Source organism: Microbacterium maritypicum (assembly GCF_041529975.1).
GTDB lineage: Bacteria > Actinomycetota > Actinomycetes > Actinomycetales > Microbacteriaceae > Microbacterium.
Map to the genome: position 1 here is coordinate 586,923 of NZ_CP168030.1, position 19,025 is coordinate 605,947.

The 19,025-nt window shown below is 68.6% G+C and carries 11 protein-coding genes; 7 read left to right on the plus strand and 4 right to left on the minus strand.

What is annotated here, in order from left to right; all coding sequences use genetic code 11:
* Positions 1 to 22: 22 nt before the first annotated feature.
* Genes ACCO44_RS02865 through ACCO44_RS02875 form a run of 3 tightly spaced genes read right to left on the minus strand, consistent with a single transcriptional unit; the run spans position 23 to position 2,425 of the window.
* Positions 23 to 1,144 carry a DUF6226 family protein gene (locus ACCO44_RS02865; protein ID WP_372468262.1) on the minus strand — a complete coding sequence of 374 codons (1,122 nt, stop codon included), beginning with the start codon at positions 1,142 to 1,144 and terminating at the stop codon, positions 23 to 25.
* Positions 1,145 to 1,148: 4 nt separating this feature from the next.
* Entirely contained in the window at positions 1,149 to 2,084 is a 936-nt protein-coding gene (locus tag ACCO44_RS02870) for a pirin family protein (protein ID WP_372468263.1), read from the minus strand.
* Positions 2,081 to 2,425, minus strand: coding sequence for a GNAT family N-acetyltransferase (locus ACCO44_RS02875; RefSeq protein WP_372468264.1), 345 nt, complete (start codon positions 2,423 to 2,425; stop codon positions 2,081 to 2,083). The genes ACCO44_RS02870 and ACCO44_RS02875 overlap by 4 nt, the downstream gene beginning before the upstream one ends.
* Positions 2,426 to 2,531: 106 nt before the next feature.
* Here ACCO44_RS02875 and recQ point away from each other — a divergent pair, with 106 nt between their 5' ends.
* From recQ to ACCO44_RS02890, 3 genes are all read left to right on the plus strand, one after another.
* The gene (gene recQ, locus ACCO44_RS02880; protein WP_372468265.1) at positions 2,532 to 4,580 is read left to right on the plus strand and encodes a DNA helicase RecQ; all 2,049 of its coding nucleotides are present in this window, start codon (positions 2,532 to 2,534) and stop codon (positions 4,578 to 4,580) included.
* A 99-nt stretch (positions 4,581 to 4,679) separates the two neighbouring features.
* Positions 4,680 to 5,774 carry an ATP-binding protein gene (locus ACCO44_RS02885; RefSeq protein WP_029261306.1) on the plus strand — a complete coding sequence of 365 codons (1,095 nt, stop codon included), beginning with the start codon at positions 4,680 to 4,682 and terminating at the stop codon, positions 5,772 to 5,774.
* A 145-nt stretch (positions 5,775 to 5,919) separates the two neighbouring features.
* The gene (locus ACCO44_RS02890; RefSeq protein ID WP_372468266.1) at positions 5,920 to 7,986 is read left to right on the plus strand and encodes an acyl-CoA dehydrogenase; all 2,067 of its coding nucleotides are present in this window, start codon (positions 5,920 to 5,922) and stop codon (positions 7,984 to 7,986) included.
* Positions 7,987 to 8,008: 22 nt separating this feature from the next.
* Here ACCO44_RS02890 and ACCO44_RS02895 read toward each other — a convergent pair whose 3' ends face one another.
* The gene (locus ACCO44_RS02895) at positions 8,009 to 8,458 is read right to left on the minus strand and encodes a hypothetical protein (protein WP_105712087.1); all 450 of its coding nucleotides are present in this window, start codon (positions 8,456 to 8,458) and stop codon (positions 8,009 to 8,011) included.
* Between the two features lie 94 nt (positions 8,459 to 8,552).
* On the opposite strand from ACCO44_RS02895, the gene ACCO44_RS02900 reads away from it, so the two are divergent.
* From ACCO44_RS02900 to ACCO44_RS02915, 4 genes are all read left to right on the plus strand, one after another.
* Positions 8,553 to 9,596: an NAD(P)-dependent alcohol dehydrogenase gene (locus ACCO44_RS02900; RefSeq protein WP_105712056.1), complete on the plus strand. Its 1,044-nt coding sequence runs from the start codon at positions 8,553 to 8,555 to the stop codon at positions 9,594 to 9,596.
* Positions 9,597 to 9,712: 116 nt separating this feature from the next.
* On the plus strand, positions 9,713 to 12,166 hold the full coding sequence (locus ACCO44_RS02905) for a hypothetical protein (protein WP_372468268.1): 2,454 nt from the start codon (positions 9,713 to 9,715) through the stop codon (positions 12,164 to 12,166).
* A gap of 43 nt (positions 12,167 to 12,209) precedes the next feature.
* The gene (locus ACCO44_RS02910; protein ID WP_372468270.1) at positions 12,210 to 12,779 is read left to right on the plus strand and encodes a DNA-3-methyladenine glycosylase I; all 570 of its coding nucleotides are present in this window, start codon (positions 12,210 to 12,212) and stop codon (positions 12,777 to 12,779) included.
* A 129-nt stretch (positions 12,780 to 12,908) separates the two neighbouring features.
* Positions 12,909 to 18,998, plus strand: coding sequence for an Ig-like domain-containing protein (locus tag ACCO44_RS02915; protein WP_372468272.1), 6,090 nt, complete (start codon positions 12,909 to 12,911; stop codon positions 18,996 to 18,998).
* The last annotated feature ends 27 nt before the right edge of the window (positions 18,999 to 19,025 follow it).

Consider the following 19,025-nt stretch of genomic DNA (forward strand, 5'->3'; position numbering starts at 1 on the left):
GCGCCTGAGTCAGCGGGCTGAGTCAGGACCGGGGAGTGCGCAGCGTCCAGGCCGGCCACCAGCCGTCGGGGAGACGCGCGAGGAGGTCTTCGGCATCGTCCAGCTCCTCGGCCGGGAACGACGGGTCGGGTTCGCCGCCGCCCGACCGTCCGCCCCCGTCAGGGGTGCGCAGCTCGGTATGCAGCCAGCGTCGCTGCCCGACGGGGAAGACCTCCCGCAGCCCTCCGGCGGCGATCGCGAGCAGGGTCTCCTCGAGCTGGTCGGCGACACTCTCGGCGGTCTCGTCGCAGGCATCGCAGGTGCAACTGGGCGCGTATTCCCGGGTCAGGGCTCCGGACCGGATGACGACGGATTCGGCCGTCCCGGTGAGGGTGATCTGCGCCCCTGTCGTGGGCCGCAGGTGCCAGACGCGTGCCCCCGATTCGTCGGACCGTCGGTCGACATCGACGTCGTACCAGGTCTCGAGGTGGTCGACGAGTGCGTCGACGACCGACATCACGGGGGCGAACCGCTCCGGATGGGTCACCCGGGAGTAGGCGTCTTCCGGAGGCGAGCCGCCGGCCCAGCGGGATCCGTAGTGGATGACCTTGCCGGACTCGTCGACGAACTCCGGGACCGCGAGCACCGGGCGCGTGAACGGAACCGGGGCGACCACGAAGTCGATGTCGACCTCTTCGCGCCGCAGGGCGTCGAACTCCTCGGCGTCGCGGTCGGCCTGCGGCCAGGACGCGAGCATCTCCCGGAACGGCTCGCGCTGCTCCGGGTGCTCGATGATCCCCCTCAGCAGGCCGGCGACCGGGACCGAGATCGTCGAGGTGCCCACCTCGGGTTCGCTCGTGAAGCGCCACCTCGCCGCCGGATGCGCCACAGCGATCGCGTTCCCCAGGAACCGTGCCGCCGCCTCCGCCGTCTCGGGAGCATCGAGGAGTTCGGGGTGCGCGGCAACGAAGTCCCACAGTGCGCCGAGGTCGGCGGCGAGGACGACGGGGTCGGTGCCGGCGTCCCGCGCTAAGGCCTCGAAGAGCTCGAAGCCTTCGACGAATCGCGGGGGCGCGACCGGCTCGGGGCTCGGCCAGATCAGCATGGCGGACATGGCGTCCGGCATCGGCGCGAGCGCGCCGGGAAAGGTGTTCGACGTCGACATCGGGCTAGAGCTTCCGGCTGCGCGGCATGAGCCGTACGTCGGGGAGCGGCGGGGCCGGGATGCGCACGTCGTGACCCTCGACCGCGCCGAAGCGCGGGGATGCCGCGCCCGTCGCGGACTCCGCCTCCCACTCCTCGCGCGCCGCGACGATCTCGTCATGCGAGCGGCCGGCGAAGTTCCACCACATCACGATGTCGTCCTCGAAGGGCTCGCCGCCGAGCACGAACAGCAGAGCGCCATCGCGGCTGGCCACCTCGACCTCGTCGCGGGAGTCGCCCAGATAGAGCAGCCCGTTCCGGTCGAGCGGATGCTCCGCCACCACGGCATCGCCCTCGACGAGCATGAGGGCGTGCTCCCAGTCGGAGCCCAGCGGCAGTCGCACACGGGAACCCGGGGCGAGCACGATCTCCGCACCGACGATCGGAGTGTGCACCGTGGCGGGCGAGCGCACGCCCGCGAACTCGCCGAGCACGACCGTGGCCTCGGCATCCGCTCCATCGTCAGCCGGGAGTGCGACGGAGGGCAGCTCGGTGTGGCGCTCGAACCCGGCCGCGCCGTGGCGGGCGGAATCCGGCAGCACGACCCAGAACTGCAGGGCGTCGAGGGGCACCGGACCCTCGCCGATCGAGTACTCGGAGTGGGAGATGCCGTTCCCGGCCGTCATCAGGTTCAGCTGACCGCGGCGCAGGTCGGCGTCGCTGCCGAGCGAGTCGCGGTGGCGGATCTCGCCGACCAGGGGCCACGTCACCGTCTGCAGCCCGATGTGCGGATGCGGCTCGACCCGCATCTTCGTGTCGGCGGGCCCGAACCGGTCGAGGAAGCACCAGGCGCCGATCGTCGGCAGGTTGCGGTGCGGCAGTGCCCTCAGCACGTTCATGCCGCGCACCCCGCCCAAAGGCACCTCGCGCGGCTCGAGGATGAGGCGGCGCTGCCCGATCATTCCGCTCGGCCCGTCGGGTCCTCACCCGCGGATCCGGCGGGCCCGGAGGGAGACTTCGGCCAGCGGACCTCAGCGCCCGGCACCTCATGCGTCTCGAGGTACTTCGCGATGTAGGGGCAGAGGGGAACGATCGCCTCGCCGCGCTCGGCGGCATCCGCCAGCGCGGCCGCGGCGAGCTTCCCCGCCAGCCCGTGGCCCTGGAACGCCGGGTCGACCTCGGTGTGGAGGAAGCGGATGGATCCGGGGCGCAGATCGTACGCCGCGAAACCCGCGAGCACGTCGTCGGAGCGGATCTCGTAGCGCGATGCGTCGTCGTCGCGGGTCACGGTGATGTCGGTCATCGGATGCTCCTTCGAACGGGGTGCCTCCAACCTACGCCCGCCGCGCGGGGTGGGCTCCTGTGGATGAGGCGCCGCCCGCGTCGGCGGGGGTCGTTACGCTGGAGGGATGCCGCAGACTCCCCGTGACCCGTACGCGGATCTGCCGTACGCCGACGAGCCGTACGACGACGGGTGGGAGTCGTCCGCTCCTCCGGAGCCCATGGACTGGGAGCCGCAGGGCTCGGGCTATGAACCGCCGCTCGATTGGGGACAGGGGCCGGTCACTCCGGTGGCCTCGGCTCCCTCCGCCGGCCGTGCGCCCGCCGTGCGTCAGGCCACTCCGAGCCGCTATCCGACCGCGCGCGAGGCGCTGCACACGGTGTTCGGCTACGACGAGTTCCGCGGCGACCAGGCCCACATCGTCGAGCAGGTCATCGCGGGCGGCGACGCCGTCGTCCTGATGCCGACCGGTGGCGGAAAGAGCATCACGTACCAGGTGCCTGCACTCGTGCGCGAAGGCACGGGTCTCGTGATCAGCCCCCTCATCGCGCTCATGCACGACCAGGTCGACGCGCTGCGGGCCAACGGCGTCAACGCGGCCTACCTCAACTCCACGCAGGCGATCGACGAGCGTCGCGAGGTCGAGCGGGCCTACCTCGCCGGCGAGCTCGACCTCATCTACGTCGCCCCCGAGCGTCTGTCGAACGCGCAGACGACGGCGCTTCTGCAGCGCGGAACGCTCAGCGTGATCGCGATCGACGAGGCCCACTGTGTGTCGCAGTGGGGCCACGACTTCCGCCCCGACTACCTCACCCTCGGCGACCTGGGCGAGCGGTTCCCCGGGGTGCCGCGCATGGCGCTCACGGCCACGGCGACCGCCGCGACGCACAAGGAGATCACCGAGCGGCTGCGCCTCGACACCGCGAAGCACTTCGTCGCGAGCTTCGACCGCCCGAACATCCAGTACCGGATCGTGCCCAAGGTCGACCCGCGAAAGCAGCTGGTCGCCTTCATCAAGGCGCAGACCCCGGCGAGCGACGACAGCGCGCAGCCCGCGGGCATCGTCTACGCGCTCAGCCGCAAGTCGGTCGAGCAGACGGCGACCTATCTCGCCGCGCAGGGGCTCGACGCACTGCCGTATCACGCGGGTCTTCCCGCCGAGGTGCGGGCCGCCAACCAGGCGCGCTTCCTCCGGGAAGACGGTGTGGTCATGGTCGCGACCATCGCATTCGGCATGGGCATCGACAAGCCCGACGTGCGCTTCGTCGCGCACATCGACCTGCCGAAATCGGTCGAGGGGTACTACCAGGAGACCGGTCGTGCCGGACGCGACGGCGAGCCCGCGGTGGCGTGGATGGCATACGGCCTCGGTGACGTCGTGCAGCAGCGCCGGCTCATCGACCAGAGCCCCGGCGACCGCACCTTCAAGATGCGGATGGGGCAGCACCTCGACGCCATGCTCGCGCTGTGCGAGACGGTCGAGTGCCGCCGCCAGAACCTGCTCGGGTACTTCGGCCAGGAGTCGCAGCCCTGCGGCAACTGTGACACCTGCCTCGACGACACCGAGACGTTCGACGGCCTCGTGCCGGCACAGAAGCTGCTCTCGACGATCGTTCGGCTCAAGCGCGAGCGCAACCAGTCGTTCGGCGCCGGGCACCTCATCGACATCCTCCGCGGCGCCTCGACCGAGCGCATCCGGCAGCAGGGGCACGAAAAGCTCGCGACGTACAGCATCGGCAACGACCTCTCCGACCAGGACTGGCGCAGCGTCGTGCGGCAGCTGCTGGCCCGCGGCATCCTGGTCGCCCAGGGCGACTACGGCACCCTCGCGCCCGGTGAGCAGGCGGCGGGAGTGCTACGGGGCGAGACCGCCGTGCCGCTGCGCAAGGACACGATCGGGCGTCCGGCCTCGTCGTCGCGGGCGCGCAAGGCGAGTGCCGCCGATGCGCTGGATGCCGGTGATCGCGGCCTGTTCGAGGCGCTGCGCGCCTGGCGGGCCGAGACCGCTCGCGAGCAGGGTGTGCCCGCGTACATCGTGTTCGGCGACGCGACCCTGCGCGCGCTCGCCGAGCACCGGCCGGCATCTCTCAAGGATCTCGACGGCATCACGGGCATCGGCGCCAAGAAGCGCGAGGCCTACGGCGAGGGCGTGCTGGCGGTCATCGCCGCCGCCTGACCGCCGCGGCCCAATCGCATAGACCCATAGCGTGCGGTCGGGAGATCGGCAAGAACACCTAAGTACACTGGGTACACAAGAGTTCACAGAAGGGCAGCGATGATCGGCGTGAATCCCTTCCGCCCGACAGCCGGAGCCGAGCCTCCGCAGTTGATCGGTCGTGCCGGGATCCTCGATGAGTTCCGCTACGGGCTCCGCATCCGCTCCGGGGCGCCGGGGCTGCTGACCATCTTCACCGGCGCGCGAGGCATCGGCAAGACCGTCATGCTCGGTGAAGCCGAGGACGCGGCGCTCACTCACGGCTGGATGGTTGTCTCGGAGACCGCGACCCGTGGCTTCCTGGGTCGCATCGGCGAGGCGATGCGCGCCGCCGCAGAAGAACAGGGGCAGGGTCCGGCCGGAAGGCGGATCACCGGTATCGGCGCCGCAGGCTTCTCCATCACGACGCAGCTCCCTCCCGAACAGCAAGCAGGATGGCGACAGGTCGGCGAGAAACTTCTCCGACAGCTCGACGAGAACGGAACCGGGCTGGTCATCACCCTGGATGAGATCCACGGGGCAGACCGGGATGAACTCGCTCAGCTCGCAGCCTCGGTCCAGCATTACATCCGCGATGGTCTCCCGATCGCGCTCCTCTTCGCGGGCCTCCCCGCGGCGGTGTCCGATCTCCTCAACGAGGGGGTCGCGACCTTCCTGCGGCGGGCGGATCGGATCGATCTGCACGCTGCAGCCATCGACGAAGTCGAGAACTCATTCGCAGACATCTTCGCCGTCTGGGACACGCCACTCGATCCTGTGCTGATCAGGGCCGCGGCAGAGTCGACGGGCGGCTATCCGTTTCTGATCCAGCTGATCGGTTATCACCTGTGGCAGGTGGCCGAATCGACGGATCGACCGCTCGGCGCCGAAGACGTCGACCTGGCGCTGTCTGCCGCACACCGCAGAAATGCCCGTGTGGTCATCGAGGCTGCACTGTCCGCTGTCTCCCCGAAGGACCTCGACTTCCTCAGAGCGATGGCCGAAGACGATATCCCTGCGACCGCGGCAGACATTGGCCGTCGCCTCGGTGATAAGAAGAACACGGTCGGCAACTACCGCGCGCGGCTCATCGCTGCGGGCCTGATCCAACCAGCGGGCCACGGTCGCGTCGACTTCGCGATCCCCGGACTGCGGGAACATCTCCGCACTCGTTGAGCCTTTGTCGCGGTCGCCCTGTCGCGAGGCGACAACGGAACGCCGGGATATGCCCGCACGCGGTTGGAGGATGCTCACAGCGGAGTTCGCCCGGGTTTGTCGCAGACCTACCATGGAGGCACCCCTACTTCCCTGGAGGAATGCCATGGTCGACGCTGCCGTCCGTCCTTCGACGACACCCGATGAATCGCCCGCGACCGCGCTCGCCCCGCAGCTCGACGTCGCCCGAGTCAACGAGGCCCTGATGGGCACCTGGGGCGACGTGCGCCGTCAGGCGCGCGAGATGATCAAGGACTCGGCGTTCTGGCGCAAGGACGAGCTCGGTAAGGACGAGCACCGCGAGCGTGTGCTCAGCCAGCTGCACCTGCTGGTCGAGAACAAGGCCGTGCACCGTGCGTTCCCCAAGTCGCTCGGCGGCGAGGAGAACAACGGCGCCAACATTGCCGGCTTCGAAGAGCTCGTGGTCGCCGACCCCAGCCTGCAGATCAAGTCGGGCGTGCAGTGGGGGCTCTTCGGTTCGGCCGTGCTGCAGCTCGGCACCGCGGAGCACCACGAGAAGTGGCTCCCCGGAATCATGGACCTCTCGATCCCCGGCGCCTTCGCGATGACCGAGATCGGCCACGGCTCGGATGTCGCCGCCGTCGGGACGACCGCGACCTACGACGCGGCGACCGAGGAGTTCGTCATCAACACCCCGTTCCGGGCGGCCACCAAGGAGTACCTCGGCAACGCCGCGCTGCACGGTGTCGCGGCGACCGTGTTCGCGCAGCTGATCACCAACGGCGTGAACCACGGGGTGCACTGCTTCTACGTGCCGCTGCGCGGTGAGGACGGCGTCGACTTCCCCGGTATCGGCCGCGAGGACGACGGTCTCAAGGGCGGCCTCAACGGCATCGACAACGGACGCCTCTCATTCGACCACGTGCGCATCCCGCGCACCAACCTGCTCAACCGCTACGGCGACGTGGCCGTCGACGGCACCTACTCCAGCGCGATCGACAGCCCCGGCCGCCGCTTCTTCACGATGCTCGGCACCCTGGTGCAGGGACGCGTGTCGCTCGACGGCGCAGCATCCTGGGCTTCCGCGCTCGGCCTGCACATCGCGATCACCTACGCCACCCAGCGTCGCCAGTTCGACGGCGCGGACGGGCAGGAGGTCGTGCTCATGGACTACGGCAAGCACCAGCGCCGTCTGCTGCCGCGCCTGGCGACCACGTACGCGCAGATCTTCGCGCACGACGAGTTCCTGCAGAAGTTCGACGGCGTGTTCTCGGGTCGCACCGACACCCCCGCCGACCGCGAGGACCTCGAGACGCTGGCCGCCGCTCTCAAGCCGCTGTCGACCTGGCATGCCCTCGACACGCTGCAGGAGGCCCGCGAGGCCACCGGCGGGGCCGGCTTCATGTTCGAGAACCGCCTGGTGGGCCTGCGCGCCGACCTCGACATCTACGTGACGTTCGAGGGCGACAACAACGTCCTGCTGCAGCTGGTGGGCAAGCGTCTGCTGACCGACTACGCCAAGCAGTTCCAGGGCAAGGATGCCGCGGCCCTCGCCAAGTTCGCCGTCGGGATGACCGCGGGCAAGCTGTTCCACGGCGCCGGACTCCGTCAGCTGGGCCAGGCCGTCTCCGACTTCGGCCAGGTGAGCCGTTCGGTCGAGCGGGGTCTCCGCGAAGAGCAGCAGCACGATCTCCTCGCCGGACGCGTGCAGCAGATGGTGGCCGACATCGCCTCCCGCCTGCGCCCCGGCGCGAAGGACAAGGCCCTCGGCGCCCGCCTGTTCAACGAGAACCAGGCCGAGCTCATCGAAGCCGCCCGCGCGCACGGAGAGCTGCTGCAGTGGGAGGCGTTCACCGACGCCGTGCACCAGATCGACGACGCCGACACCAAGAAGGTGCTCACGTGGCTGCGCGACCTGTTCGGTCTGCAGCTCATCGAGAAGCACCTCGCCTGGCACCTGATCAACGGACGCCTGTCGACCCAGCGCGCCGCCGCCGTGTCGAGCTACATCGACCGGCTGTGCGCGCGGCTGCGCCCCCATGCCCTCGACCTGGTGAACGCGTTCGGCTACGAGCCCGAGCACGTGCGGGCGCCGATCGCGAGCGGCATCGAGAAGCAGCGCCAGGACGAGGCCCGGGCGTACTACGCCGACCTCGCCGCCACGGGCAAGGCGCCCATCCAGGAGAAGGCGCTCAAGAAGAAGCAGCGCTGATCGCTCGGCGGCGGGGCGCCGGTCAGGATGACCACTTCGTGAGGTCGATGCCGCGTTCGACGGCCAGCGCCTGAAGGTGCTCGGCGGAATCCGTCTCGACGCAGACGCACGCCTGCAGCCCCGCGGCGTCGTCGTCGCGCAGCAGGTAGTAGCTGGTCGCGTCGGTCAGCAGTTTGCCGTCGGCGTCGCGGAACAGCCAACGCACCTTCACCAGCACGAGCCGATCGGACAATTCGTTCGCGTCGAGGAGCTCGTGCCCGACGGAGGCGAGGCCGAGCTCCCGGTACAGGGGATAGGACTGCTTCAGCCCCGCGACCATCTCCTCCCGGGTGTCCAAGACGCCGGAGACCCGATCGTCGGCGATCATGCCGGGGGTCGACCACAGCTCGACGGCGGCTTCGGCGTCGAACTCCGTCAGGGATGCCGCATAGCGCGCGAGGTACTGTTCGATCCGGTCGGTGTGGATGCTCATGATGTCGAGGGTACGGACCGTTCGCATCGACCGTCAGGGGCCTTGACGGCAGCGGGTGCGTAGGGTGGATCGAACCCCAGAAGAAGGAGTCCCCGTGACCCGCGTCAACGCCTACGCCGCACCCCGCGAAGCCGCCCCGCTGGAGAAGACCGTCATCGAACGACGTGACCTCGGCCCGCTCGACGTGCTCATCGACATCGCGTTCGCCGGCATCTGCCACTCCGACATCCACACCGTGCGCGGCGACTGGGGTCCGCAGAGGTACCCGCTCGCTCCGGGGCACGAGATCACCGGGACGGTCGCTGCCGTGGGAGAGGCCGTCACCCGGCACGCGGTCGGCGACCGCGTCGGCGTCGGATGCCTGGTGAACTCGTGCGGCGAGTGCCGCAACTGCCTGCGCGGCGAGGAGCAGTACTGCACCGAGGGTGCGGTGCAGACCTACGGCAGCTCGGACCGCGACGGCACCGTCACGCAGGGAGGCTACGCCGAGCAGGTCGTGGTGACCGAGAAGTTCGTCCTGCGCATCCCGGATGCCCTGCCGCTGGATGTCGCCGCGCCCCTGCTGTGCGCCGGCATCACGACCTACTCGCCGCTGCGGCACTGGAACGTCGGTCCCGGCACCCGCGTCGCGGTCGTCGGCCTCGGTGGGCTGGGCCACATGGGCGTGCAGATCGCGCACGCACTCGGCGCCGAGGTGACCGTGCTCTCGCAGACCCTGAACAAGAAGGACGACGGCCTGCGGCTCGGCGCCGACCACTATCGCGCCACGAGTGACCGGGACACCTTCCGCGAGCTGCGCTCCTCGTTCGACGTGATCCTCAACACCGTGAGCGCCGTGATCGATGTGCGCTCGTACCTGAGCCTGCTCGACGTCGGTGGTGCGCTCGTGTGCGTCGGCGCGCCTGCCGAACCGCTGTCGGTCGGAGTCATGTCGCTGATCGGCGGCCGACGCTCGCTCGCCGGCAGCAACATCGGCGGCATCCGCGAGACGCAGGAGATGCTCGACTTCTGCGCCGAGCACGGTCTCGCCGCCGAGATCGAGGTGATCCCGGCCTCCGAGATCAACGCCGCCTACGAGCGCGTTCTCGCGTCCGACGTGCGGTACCGGTTCGTGATCGACGCGGCCACCTTCGCCTGAATTTCGGCATTATACGCCTTAATCTCGGTATAGGGGTCAGCTCCGATCTCCGTTGTGTAACATTACACGCGGCCACCGCCTCGAGGTGTGTCGACGAATCGGAGATCGGAGATTGCATGTGCCCTGGTTTTGGTCGGCGAGAGTTCATCGGTTTCGCGGTCGTGTCGGCGGCATCTGCCGCCGTGCAGTTGAGGCTTCCGGCAACTGATCCGACAGCTCGTCGCGCTCTCGGTGGGGGCCCGCTGCAGGCTGCGGTCGACGGGGCTGCACCGGCGCCCACCGTCGCGAAGCCCACCGACGAGACCACCCAGAAGTTGAATGCGCTCCGCACGAAATTCAAGGTGCCGACGACGGAGCTTTCGGATGTGGCCGGGACCATCTCTGCCGACGGGAAGACCCCGATCGGCGCGGTCGCGGTCATGGATCTCGCGGCGGCCTACGCCAAGGACACGAATGTGTCGTGGAGCAAGGCGCTGCAGTTCAGTGTTGACGCGAATGCTCACAACGCCGCCGACACCGACCCCGACGCAGGCTCGGACAGTGGCAAGGCGGCCGTCCTGAATCGCGCACTCTTCGCGAACGCGTCGAACTGCCTGAAGCTGTGCGCGACGGGGATTCTGGGGAATGCGCAGTACACCACCCCTAACACGATCAGCGGAGTAGCGGGCGGAGGGTACAGCTTCCCTGTGTACCCGTCGGATATGACATACATCGTCAACGGCACGACCAATACACCTGGCTCCGGTCAGGCCGAGGCGCTGCGAGTCCTGAGCAGCGCGCTGTCGAACCGCGCGGTCGTGTGCGACTACAGCAACTTCTGCATCGGGGCGACCAACTCGCTGGCGTCGACGTCCGGGGGGAAGACGCCGCCATCGCAGCAGTGGGCGCAGACGCTCTTCGACGCGCGCTCGACCACCGGATACCAGAACTACCTTCGCGAGGTGAACGTCGACGACTCCCTCCGAGACGCCGAGAAGTACTGGCATGCCAAAGAGTCCGAGACACTGAACATCCTCAACGAGGGACTCTCGCTTCGTGTGGGAGCAGTCCAGGCGAGCGCGTACTTGGCCACACCCTTCGACGACATGCTCGCCGGCAAATACCCGGAGCCGGTCGCTGCCTACGATCAGGCCATCCAGCACTACATTCTCGCGAAGGCCCGGGCGACCGTCGCCGGGTCTTCGTCCTCGAGCGTGAAGAGCGTCCTCGCATCCTTCGATGCCCTCCTCACCCTGTTCACCGAGAAGCCCGAGGATGTTCCCGGACTCGAGCAGAGCGTGGCGATCAGGAACGTCTTCATGCGGCTGACCTCGTTCGAGTATCTCGGCAAGTCGAGCGGGATCTTCACGGACGATCAGATCAATGAGGCCCTCGGTGCCGGAGGCAAGCTGATCACCGACAACACGACCGTCAAGGCGAAGTTGAGCACTGCGTTGCTCGCGTTCAACAGCAGCGGGATCCTCGGCAGCATCTCGGCGGTGATCGGAGTCACGCGACTCGTGCTCGAGTCCCTGCTGCTCCACGATGCCATCGGCAAAGGCGAGGTCTCTCCGGCTCAGGCCATCGGCTTCACCGCGCGCATCGTCGCTGTGTACTCGTCGTTCGGAGCGCTCAGGAACCTGACGATGTCGTTCCTGACGGCGGCTCCGACAGCGGCGCGCACGGCGGCTCGGATCCTCAGTTGGAACACTGTCTCTCCCGAGACGTACGAGATGACGACGGGAGCGATGTGGAGCGCGGCGCGGCCCGCTGCAGACATCTCGACCGAGGCGCAGGCGGCGTCGACGAGCTTCGCCGACGCGATGTCCGGTACCTCCGGCAAACTCGTCGATACCGCCGAGGACACGGTGACGGTGTTCTTCACACAGGCCTCGGCGGAGGCCGGCGCCAAGGTGCCTTCCGCTCAGCGTGCCGTCGCCACGCAGGCTCTCACTAGCGCAGTCGAGACCGCGAGCACGCGCATCGTGGAGCAGGCGTCCATCGAGCAGGGAGCCATCCTTGCGAAACCGTCCGCCTCCCTGGCGTCGAAGGTCTTCACCGCGTCGCTCGCGGGGGCGGGCCTCATCGCGGATCTGCTGTTCGTCAGCTCGGACATCGCTGCGATCGTCGCCAGCGGCGGCATGGTCGGGGCTTCCACCTGGCTGTGGCTCGTCTCGGACGGCATCGCCGTCGTGGCGTCAGGAATCGGAGTGGGGATCGCCATGTCCTTGTTCACGGCATCCTCGCTCAACTTCGTCGCGCTCGGACTCACGCTCGCGGCGGCGATCATCGGGCTCATCGCCGGCGCGATCAGTCTCCCGAACGTCGCGAAGCAGACCAGGGATGAGATGACAGCGACGTTCCAGCGCCTCGAGAAAGACGGCTATCTGCGGGAGTGGGGCCGGAAGATCGCCTTCATGGCGGTGTACTTCGACGCCCTCAGCCAGGAGGAGCCCGTGCGCTTCGTGGATCCGTCGAAATCGCTCTTCGATGTGCAGGGGAAGGCGTTCGAGATCTTCGCGGCGTCGAAAGGGGCGACGGACTGGGACAAGTTCAAGGAGTGCCGGAGCAGCCTCGTGGGGGTGGCATAGCACTCGCGCATGTCATGTCCGCCGCCGCGGATAGCCTGAGGGCATGACCTCTCTTCTCACGGGCCCCGATGCCCGCGACCGCTGCGCCTGGGTGGGCGACGACGTCGAGTACCGCCGCTACCACGACGAGGAGTGGGGTGTGCCCCTGCACGGCGACCGCGCCCTGTTCGAGAAGATGGCGCTCGAGGGCTTCCAGGCCGGACTCTCGTGGATCACCATCCTGCGCAAGCGTCCGCGGTTCCGCGAGGTGTTCGCCGGTTTCGAGCCCGAGACCGTGTCGGAGTTCGATGAGGCCGATGTCGAGCGGCTCATGGCGGATGCCGGCATCATCCGCAACCGCGCCAAGATCCTGGCCACCATCGGCAACGCCCGCCTGGTGCGCGCGATGGCGGAGGGCGAACTCGACGAGCTGATGTGGTCGTTCGCGCCGGCGGCATCCGGCACGCGCCCGGCGTCGTTCGCCGAGGTTCCGGCGGTCACGCCGGAGTCGACGGCGATGAGTAAAGAGCTGCGTCGACGCGGGTTCCGCTTCGTCGGGCCGACCACCATGTATGCCCTCATGCAGTCGGCCGGGATGGTCGACGATCACATGGCAGGATGCTGGCGCGCGTAACGGAGGGTGATGGGGATATCTGCCCATCGAGTGATATTCCGCGACGCGGTTAGGATGTACGAGTGCTCAGCGGCCAGTCGGGCCTGCGCATGAGTAATCGGAGAGTGTGACCCTGGGGGGGAACCGGGCATGAAGGCCTTGTCATGGATGCGCGCGCGACCCAAGACGCTGGCGTCCGCCGCCGGCGTCACCGTCGGCGTCATCGCCATCACGACCATGGCCTTCACCTATGAGGGCTTCCCGACCACCAAGGTCGACCTGAACGACGGCGGCGTCTGGATCACCAAGACCTCGAGCCTGCTCGTCGGCCACTTCAACCACGAGTCCACGATCCTCGACGGCGGTCTGCGCACCACCAGCGAGAACTACGACATCCTCCAGGCCGCCGCCAACGTGCTCGTCGTCGACCAGAGCGCGTCCACCGTGACCGCGATCGATCCGGCCCGGGTCTCGCTCGGCGACTCCACGATCATCCCCTCGTCGGCCAAGGTCGCCATGGGGGCGAACACCGCGGCCATCCTCGATGAGAAGTCCGGTGACCTGTGGGTCGTGCCGGTCAAGGGCATAGCCTCCTTCGAGATCGAGGCGGCGGAGCCCATCGCCGAGCTCGGCGAGAACTCCGACGTCACGGTCGCCGACGACGGCACCGTCTTCGCCCTCTCCGGAGAACGCGGCGAGGTCGTCACGGTCCCGGTCGACAACGAAGGTGCGCCGGGCGAGACATCGGCCGCGTCGGTCGGCGAACTTGACCTGTCGGTGCGCCCCACCATCACCGCCGTCGGACGCACCCCTGTCGTGTTCGACGAGGCGGCCGGAGTCGTCACGACGCCCGGAGGCCTCCGCACCGAGGTCGCGGGCGCGGCGGATGCCGTGCTGCAGCAGGCGTCGGCCGAGACCGACGCCGTCGCGATTGCCACCCCGACCGCGCTCGTGCGCGTGCCGCTCGACGGCGGCGAACCGGAGCAGACCTCCGCGGGCGGCGAGGGCACGGCTGCGGCACCGGTGTGGCTCCGCGGCTGCACCTACGGGGCCTGGGCGGGATCGGCGACCTTCATCCGCGAGTGCCCCGGCGAGAACAATGACGTGAACGCCCCGATCGACGGCGCCGAGGAATCCGCCAGCTTGACGTTCCGCGTCAACCGCGACGTCATCATCCTCAACGACGCCGTCGGCGGCGCCGCCTGGATGGCCAACGAGAGCCTGCAGCGCGTCGACAACTGGAACGACCTGACGCCGCCCGAGGGCGAGACGGAGAACCAGGAGGACTCGACCGAGGAGACGGTCGAGACCACACTCCCGGAGCGCAGCGAGGAGAACACGCCTCCCATCGCCGAAGACGACTCGTACGGCGTGCGCCCCGGCGCCACGACGCTGCTGCCCGTGCTCGACAACGACAACGACCCCGACGGTGACGTGCTCGTCGCGGCGCTCGCCGAGGCGCAGCCGTCCATCGGCACCGTGCAGCCCATCAACAACGGGGGCTCGCTGCAGATCACCGTCGGCGAGAAGGCCTCCGGCACCGCCAGCTTCACCTACGAGGTCGACGACGGACGCAAGGGCAAGGACACCGCGGTCGTGACCCTCGCGGTGCACGACTGGAACGAGAACGCCGGTCCCACGTCGAAACGGAAGACCTCGCTCGCGGTCGAGACCGGCGGCACGATCTCGTACAACATCCTGCCGGACTGGATCGACCCCGACGGCGACGACATCTACCTCAAGGAGGTGCTCGCCGCCCCCGGCGACGAGGTCGACTTCAGCAAGGACGGTCAGATCACCTACAAGGCGACCGCGAGCCTGCAGGGGCGTAAAGACGTGCAGGTCACCGTCGCCGACGCCTTCGGCAAGCTCGGCACCGCGACCATCGCCCTCGACGTGCGCCCGCAGGGCTCGACGAACCCCAAGACCAACGCCGACCACGTGATCACGCGGGCCGGCGAGCAGGTCACCGTCGCCCCGACCGCGAACGACACGAGCACCTCCCGCGAGCAGCTGCGTCTGAGCCGGGTGCTCGACACGGCCGGGGCGACGATCGTCCCGAACACGGCGAACAAGACCTTCTCCTTCATGGCGGAGAAGCCCGGCGTCTACTACGTGCAGTACCAGGTCACCACAGGCCCGAAGAACGGCGAGGGCATCGTCCGCGTCGATGTGATGCCCGAGTCGGAGACCGACCTCCCGCCCGTGGCCGTCCGCGACGTCGCGCTGCTGCCCACCGGCGGCGATGTGCTGCTCGGCGTGCTCAACAACGACACCGACCCCGCCGGCGGCATCCTCGTCGTGCAGTCGGTGTCTCTGGAACCGAACAGCGGCATCTCGGTGTCGGTGCTCAACCACGAGACGTTGCGGATCACGGATCAGGGTGCGCTCGAAGAGCAGGTGCGCGTCAAGTACCGCATCTCGAACGGCTCCAAGTCGGCCGAGGGCGAGGTCGTGGTCATTCCGATCCCCGCGCCGGACGAGCTCCTGCAGCCGATCGCGAATCCCGACACGGCGACCGTCCGCGTCGGCGACGTCGTGACCATCCCGGTGCTCGACAACGACACCCACCCCAGCGACGACGTCATGCACGTCGAGCCCGAGCTCATCGAGCCGTTCATCGATCCGGAAGACGGCGAGGCCTTCGTCTCGCAGGACGCGGTGCGCTTCAAGGCGGGCCCCGAGGCGAAGACCGTGTACCTCACGTACGAGGTCTCCGACTCGCGCCAGCAGAAGGCTGCCGGCTACGTCACGATCCAGATCCTGCCCATCGACGAGGAGAACAACGCAGCTCCCCGTCCTCAGGATCTCGTCGCCCGCGCCCTCGCCGGCACCGAGGTGAACATCGCGGTGCCCCTCGACGGCATCGACACCGACGGCGACTCCGTGGAACTCGTGGGCATCGAGTCGAGCCCCGCCAAGGGACGCATCACGAACGGCCCGAACTACTTCACGTACGAGGCGTCCGACGGGGCGTCCGGTGTCGACGTGTTCAAGTACCGCGTGCGCGATCGGCTCGGAGCAGAGGGCATCGCGACCATCCGCGTCGGCATCGCCCCCACCGAGCAGATCAATCAGCCTCCGTACGCGGTGAAGGACGCGGTGGTCGTGCGACCGGGCCGCGAGATCGCCGTGCCGGTGCTCGCGAACGACTCGGACCCCGAGGGTGACAAGGTGTCGCTCCTCAAGGACGGCCTCGAGCTTCCCGACGGGCTGGAGGCGCGCGTCTCCGGTGACCGGGTGCTCGTGCAGGCGCCGAACGGCCCGACCGAGACCTCGCTGCAGTACACCGCGGTCGACGCGCGTGGTGCCGAAGCCACGGCGACCCTGCAGATCACGGTCGACGAGGATGTTCCGCTGCAGGCGCCGGTCGCCCGCGACGACCGGCTGCAGCCGGTGGACCTCAAGGACGGCGGCCTGAGCGCCGACCTCGAGATCCTCGCCAACGACGAGGACCCCGACGGCACCACCGACAGCCTCACTGTCGAGGTCGGTGAAGGGGGAACGCAGCTCGAGAACGGCAAGGTGCGCGTCACCGTCACCGACGAGCTGCAGCTGATCCGCTACACGCTCGTCGACCGCGATGACCAGCGGGCTTCGGCATTCATCTTCGTGCCGTCGCGCGCCGATCTCCGCCCGACACTCACCTCCACGAAGCCGCTCGAGGTCGTCAGCGGCGAGACCGAGGAGGTTCCGCTGTCGGAGTACGTCACGGTCGCCGGCGGCGGCGACGTGGTGATCACTGAGAAGGCGAAGATCAGGGCGAACCACGCCGACGGCTCCGACCTGCTCAAGGATGCGAAGACCCTCGTCTACACCTCGGCCAAGGGCTTCTTCGGACCGGATTCCCTCACGTTCGAGGTGACCGACGGCGATGGGCCGGACGACCCCGAGGGCCGCAAGGCCACGCTCAGCATCCCGATCAACGTGCTGCCGCCCGAGAACCAGCAGCCCACCTTCGTGCAGGGACAGGTCAACGTCGCCCCCGGCGAGCCGGCGACCTCGCTCGACCTGGCCGCACTCACCGACGACCCCGACCCCGAAGACGAGGGCAAGCACGACTACTCCCTCGTCGGCGGCGAGGAGAAGGGCGTCTCCGCCCGCATCGACGGTGACGACAAGCTCGTCGTCGAGGCCGCGTCGAATGCCAAGAAGGGCACCGCCGTCGCACTCAAGATCCGCATCTCCGACGGCACGACCGAACCGGTCGAGGGCACGGTCCAGGTCATGGTCACGGCGTCGACGAGGCCGATGCCGGCGGCGAACACCGACACGGTCGCCGAGGCGGATGCGGGCAAGACCATCACGGTGCCCGCCCTCGCGAACGACTACAACCCGTTCCCCGAGACACCGCTGAAGATCGTGACCGCGGTCGCGGAGTCGGGCTCCGGCGAGGTCACGTTCACCGACAGCGAGGTCACCGTCACCCCGAACGAGTCGTTCGTGGGAACGCTCGTCGTCCGCTACCGCATCCAGGATGCGACCGAGGATGCCGACCGCGAGGTCAACGGCCAGATCGTGGTCACCGTGCAGGATGTGCCGGATGCGCCGGGCGTCCCGGTGATCGCGAGCGTGCAGGACCGCACTGTCGTGGTGTCGTTCTCGGCACCATCGAACAACGGCGCCGAGATCACGAAGTACACCGTGAAGTCGGTCGGCGGCAGCGCGTACACGAAGGAGTGCCAGTCCACCACCTGCACGCTCGACGGTCTCACCAACAACGTCGAGTACACGTTCCAGGTGACCGCGACCAACCGCGTCGGCGAGTCCGATCCGTCCGCCCTGTCGGCGCCCGCACGCCCCGACGCACGTCCGGACACCCCCAACCCGCCGACCCTGAAGTTCGGCGACAAGTCGCTCCAGGTGTCGTGGGTCACCCCCACCACGCCGGGCTCGCCCGTCGATCGGTACACGCTCGAGATCTCGCCCGCGCCGCCTTCCGGCGTGACGCAGAAGGAGGTCACGGGCAACTCGATCACGTGGGAGGGGCTGGAGAACGGCTCGGACTACCAGGTGAAGGTGCAGGCGCACAACAAGGCGCCCGACCCCTCCAGCTGGAGCGGCTGGTCGGCGTCCGAGATTCCGGCCGGACCTCCGCTGGCTCCGGCTGCCCCGACGACGGTCGAGCTCTCGCCCGTCGGCAACCAGGCGCAGATGCAGGTGAACTGGACCCCGCCGGACAAGAACGGCGACGCGATCCGCGGCTACAAGCTCGAAGTGCTGCGCGGCGGCCAGGTCGTGCGCACCATCACCCCCGGCCCCGAGGCGAGGAGCCAGGCGGTCGTCGTCGACACCTCGGAGACGGCGTACACCTACCGCATCCAGGCCTACAACAAGGCGGGCTGGGGCGACATGAGCGCCCCGTCGGCACCGCGCCGCGGCGTGATCGCACCGGGCGCGCCGACGAGTCTGAAGGTCACCAAGGAAGCCGATCGGGCACTGGTCATCGACTACCGTCCGGGGTCGAGCGGTGGCGCGTCTCCTGGCGAGATCACCTACCAGTACCGGCTGAACGGCGGCGACTGGAACACGATGCCGGGCAACAAGACCATCGGCGGACTCACGAACGGTCGCGACTACACCGTCGAGGTGCGGGGCGTCACGCGCCTCGCCACAACGGACTTCGACGGGTCGACCTATGCCGGTGCCGTCTCGAATGCCGCGAAGGGCAACCCGTACGGGAAACCGAACCCGCCGGAGGTCAGCGCGGAGTCGCTCGAGAGCCAGGTGCGGTTGAACTGGAACGCGAACGGCTCAGACAACGGACGAACGATCACCGAGGTGCAGGTCAGCATCGACGGGGGTGGGTGGCAGGGTGTCGGCATGACCGGTTCGACCAACGTGGGTACGTACAGCGAGAGCCACAACATCAAGGCGCGCGCGAAGGACAGCACGGGCGTCTGGTCGAACGAGAGCCCCACGAGAGGCGCGACCGCGCAGGCCAAGCCGCAGCCGCGTTGGTGGGCGTCGCAGGGTCCGGACTCCGGCAACTGCAACCCCGATACCTGTTACAAGCTCAACCTCAACACGGCGAACGTCCCCGCCGGCAGCTACATGATCCGCTGCCTCGACAACGGCCAGCCGTACCGCTCGTCGTCCGGTCAGACCTCGACCTACAACCGGTACAACGTGCCGGCGAACGGCACGATCACGCTCTCGTGCTGGCACGGCGGTATGAACCGCACGCTGCAGGCCGACATCCAGGGCGTCGGTTGGTCCGAAGGCACCACCTGGCCGTAACAGCCACGGCTCCCGCTACACGAACTC

Coding starts and splice junctions, on each gene's coding strand:
- ACCO44_RS02865 (WP_372468262.1), bottom strand. CDS start 1,144: ATGTCGACGTCGAACACCTTTCCCGGCGCGCTCGCGCCGATGCCGGAC.
- ACCO44_RS02870 (WP_372468263.1), bottom strand. CDS start 2,084: ATGATCGGGCAGCGCCGCCTCATCCTCGAGCCGCGCGAGGTGCCTTTG.
- ACCO44_RS02875 (WP_372468264.1), bottom strand. CDS start 2,425: ATGACCGACATCACCGTGACCCGCGACGACGACGCATCGCGCTACGAG.
- recQ (WP_372468265.1), top strand. CDS start 2,532: ATGCCGCAGACTCCCCGTGACCCGTACGCGGATCTGCCGTACGCCGAC.
- ACCO44_RS02885 (WP_029261306.1), top strand. CDS start 4,680: ATGATCGGCGTGAATCCCTTCCGCCCGACAGCCGGAGCCGAGCCTCCG.
- ACCO44_RS02890 (WP_372468266.1), top strand. CDS start 5,920: ATGGTCGACGCTGCCGTCCGTCCTTCGACGACACCCGATGAATCGCCC.
- ACCO44_RS02895 (WP_105712087.1), bottom strand. CDS start 8,458: ATGAGCATCCACACCGACCGGATCGAACAGTACCTCGCGCGCTATGCG.
- ACCO44_RS02905 (WP_372468268.1), top strand. CDS start 9,713: ATGTGCCCTGGTTTTGGTCGGCGAGAGTTCATCGGTTTCGCGGTCGTG.
- ACCO44_RS02910 (WP_372468270.1), top strand. CDS start 12,210: ATGACCTCTCTTCTCACGGGCCCCGATGCCCGCGACCGCTGCGCCTGG.
- ACCO44_RS02915 (WP_372468272.1), top strand. CDS start 12,909: ATGAAGGCCTTGTCATGGATGCGCGCGCGACCCAAGACGCTGGCGTCC.